Below are 3655 nucleotides of genomic sequence, written 5' to 3' on the forward strand. Positions count from 1 at the left end.
TCATCAAAACGCCAAAGGTTACAGACCCAGACGAGCAATCGTTGCCTATTGTCACCTCCTTATTTCATTCGATCAAAAACTGGTTCTTTGGTGGTAATTTGGTCGTGCGCGTCGGAGTTTTGGTGCTGCTCGTTGGCGTGGTACTGCTACTACGCTTGCTCAGTGACTATATCGAAATCTCTATTGAGTCCAAACTCCTAGCGATCGGAGTGATAGGGTTAGGATTAGCAGGATTAGGGCTTAAACTGGCGAAGAACCGTTTTGCTTACGGCATTACTTTGCAAGGCGCAGGGCTGGCTATTGCGTACTTAACGACTTTTTTTGCCTATAGCGTCTATCTCGTGCTGCCAAGTTTGCCAAGCTTTATCGGACTTGGCGTATTATCCGCTATCACCATCCTGTTAGCCGTACGTCAAAACGCCTTTCCGTTAGCGCTACTCGCCTTGTCTGGCGGGTTTTTTGCGCCTATTTTGACCAGTAACGACACGGGTAGTCTGACTACTTTATTCAGCTACTATCTACTGCTCAACGTGACAATTGCCATCATTGCTCACTACCGCACGTGGAAAGCCCTTAACTTGTTTGGCGTCATTGTGACCTTTGGGCTGGCCTACTATTTGGGTATTAGCTATTGGGGCATCAGTGAGAATTTAAGCACCACTATCGAGACGCAGCGCTGGTCACTGGTGCTACTAGTTGCTCTGCATGTATTGCTCTACTTGTTTGTTGTTATCCGCTACGCGCAGCAAATCATCCACTATAACGCCAATAGCAAAAAAGCGCTGTATAACGATAGCTCTAGCCGTGCCGATAATAGCAACATTAATAACAGCAACCTCAATGGCAATTATTTGTTTCCAATAGATACGGGATTATTGTTCTGTGTACCCCTATTAGCCTTTGGATTATTTGCCGCTTTGCTTGGTGATATCGAACACGCTTTGACGATTACCAGTGCCATTCTCGCAGCAGTTTATCTCGTATTAGGTTGGTTATTTATTCGACGTAGCCAAGGTTATGCACTCATTACCGAGGGCATGCTAGCATTAGGGTTTGGCTTTTTAGCCTTAGTGATTCCGCTGGCATTAGATGCGCAGTGGATTGCGTTTGGCTGGTCGGTACAGGGGCTGGCTCTCGTATGGTTTGGGCGGCGCTCCCTGCGGGCATGGTCGGTATTGTTTGGTCTACTATTGCAGCTCATCAGTATCGGCATGCTGATTGCGAACCTATTTTTTTCATCTCAAGACTACCCTACTTTAGCGCTGAGTATCTCGGCTATGAGTTATCTAGCCAGCTTGTTTATCCTACGCGCCAGCAACTCGCCTGCCGTTTTGGATAGCCCTTTGACACCTACTGCTGATAATACGACTAGCGATACTGGTTTTGATTTGGCATCGACATACGCGCGGCGGCTCGGTATCAGCACTCAGGCCGCTAGTCAGTGGCTGAGCACTATCAATAGCCAAAGCATGGCTTTTAGTTTGGTGTGGCGTAGTCCGCTACTGATACGGTTTTTGACGCTGACTGCCGTTGTCTGGGCACTTTATGTATTAATGCTTGATATTGATCAATGGCTTGGCGACTGGTCATTGGCGACGACGACTATCATTGCGCTCTCGGCGTTATTTAGCCTGAGCGTTTATTGGCTCGTCAACCGTTATCACGGGTGGCGAGAGATTAGGCAGCTCACTCACGGACTGCTAATCGTGTTTTATGCGATGCTTATTTTGCAACTGCCGCAAAAGTTTGAGTTTAATACTGTTTGGACGCCGCCGCATTGGCTCATTTTTGCCTTATTACTCATAGGTTGGCTAGTTGCGGGGCAGCTATGGTTAAAGACGTGGCATGATGATGCAACCGATAATCATCAGAGCACAGCTATCACTCAACGCTCGTCTTATCATGATGCCAGTTGGCTGGGTACCGGTATTTTGGTACTAACCGCTGCTGTTCATTATTATCTGCCCAGCTCGCACGGCGTTATCACTTTACTAGTGCCGATTGGTCTGATGACTGCGCTGATAATAGTCGCCTTACAGAGTAGTAAAAACCGTGGTGATAAAATAGTAGCGCCTATTTATTGGTTTGATTGGCATGACGCCTTGATAGGCTGCGCGGCGATATTTGCACCGTTAACCTTGCTTTGGGTCATCATAACTAACCTCTCTTACGATGGGATAATTTGGAATCTGCCTTATGTACCGCTGTTTAATTTATACGATGTAACGTTATGGCTCATCTTAGCTTATAGCGGGCTGGCTTATTATTTAAGTCAAAACGATTATCTACAAAACGCTGATAACTCTTCTAGCCCGCCTTTTATCAGCAGACCGTTACTCATGATTTTGGGGATTATCAGCTTTTGGGTCATCTCTAGTATGCTTATCAGAACGCTACACGCCTTTATCGGTACGCCACTTTGGGATTATCAGCCTATAGGCGCGTGGCAAAGCGAGCAAGTACAGACGGGCTTGACCATTATTTGGACGCTCCTTGCCCTACTTGCCACTATTATCGCCAGTCGCGGCTGGCATCGTACGCTTTGGTTTATGGGTATCGGCTTGTTGGGTGTCGTGGTGCTCAAACTCGTCCTCGTCGATTTGTCACAAACCGAGGCGATTTGGCGCGTCATCTCTTTTATCGGCGCAGGCAGTTTGATACTGCTTATCGGTTATCTTGCACCGTTGCCACCTGAGGAAACCGAGAATACTCCAGAGCCTTGATTTAGAGCAACATGATGTGCGTGATGTAGTAAACTAAACGTCTTTAAAAATATTAACTACAAGGCTGTTGTCTCGATGAATAACCCAAGCATTCAGTGGTTCCCAGGACACATGAACAAAGCCCGTAACGAGATCAAAGAGATCATGCCAGAGATGGATGTGGTCATCGAGGTCATCGACGCGCGCATTCCCTACAGTAGCGAAAATCCCATGGTGGCAGCGCTGCGCGGACAAAAACCGGTCATCAAAATCCTGAATAAAGCCGATCTTGCCGACCCCAATCAGACGCAGGCATGGATTGAATATTTAGAGAGTCAAGATCAAGTCAAAGCCATCGCTTGTGACGATAACAAATCTAGCGAAGTCAAACGCATCGTACAGCTATGTAAGCAATTAATGCCCAATAAAGCAGGCACAGGTAGGCAAATCAAAGTGCTTATTATGGGCATACCCAACGTGGGTAAATCGACACTGATTAACGCTCTTGCGGGGCGCAGCATTGCCAAAACGGGCGATGAACCTGCCGTTACCAAGTCGCAGCAGCTCATTAAAATCGATGACGACATCATGCTCTATGATACGCCCGGCATGCTCTGGCCAAAGATTGAAAACCCAAATTCAGGCTATCGCTTGGCAGCTACAGGCGGCATCAAAGACACCGCGTTTGACTTCGCTGATGTGGCAGGTTACACCGCTGAGTATTTGCTTGAAGCCTATCCTGATCTGCTCAAAGAGCGCTATAAGATTGAGGATTTACCGCAAACCGATTGGGAGTTTTTTGAGGTTGCAGGACACAACCGAGGTCTACTAAAAAAAGGCGGCATCGTTGATACTTACCGTATGTCTGAGATTTTGGTCAATGAGCTGCGCAGTGGTACGCTAGGCCATATTACGCTTGAAACACCCAAAATGCGCGAGGCGGAGCTATTATT

At 47.2% G+C, this 3655-nt stretch carries 2 protein-coding genes; both read left to right on the forward strand.

Going from position 1 to position 3655, the window contains the following annotated elements; all coding sequences use genetic code 11:
- A partial coding sequence (locus ACTXGO_RS11155) for a DUF2339 domain-containing protein (RefSeq protein ID WP_443574531.1) occupies positions 1 to 2723 on the forward strand: 2723 nt, incomplete at its 5' end.
- Between the two features lie 75 nt (positions 2724 to 2798).
- On the forward strand, positions 2799 to 3655 hold an 857-nt coding region (gene ylqF, locus ACTXGO_RS11160; RefSeq protein ID WP_443574533.1), incomplete at its 3' end, for a ribosome biogenesis GTPase YlqF.

It is taken from the genome of Psychrobacter sp. T6-1, from assembly GCF_052258445.1.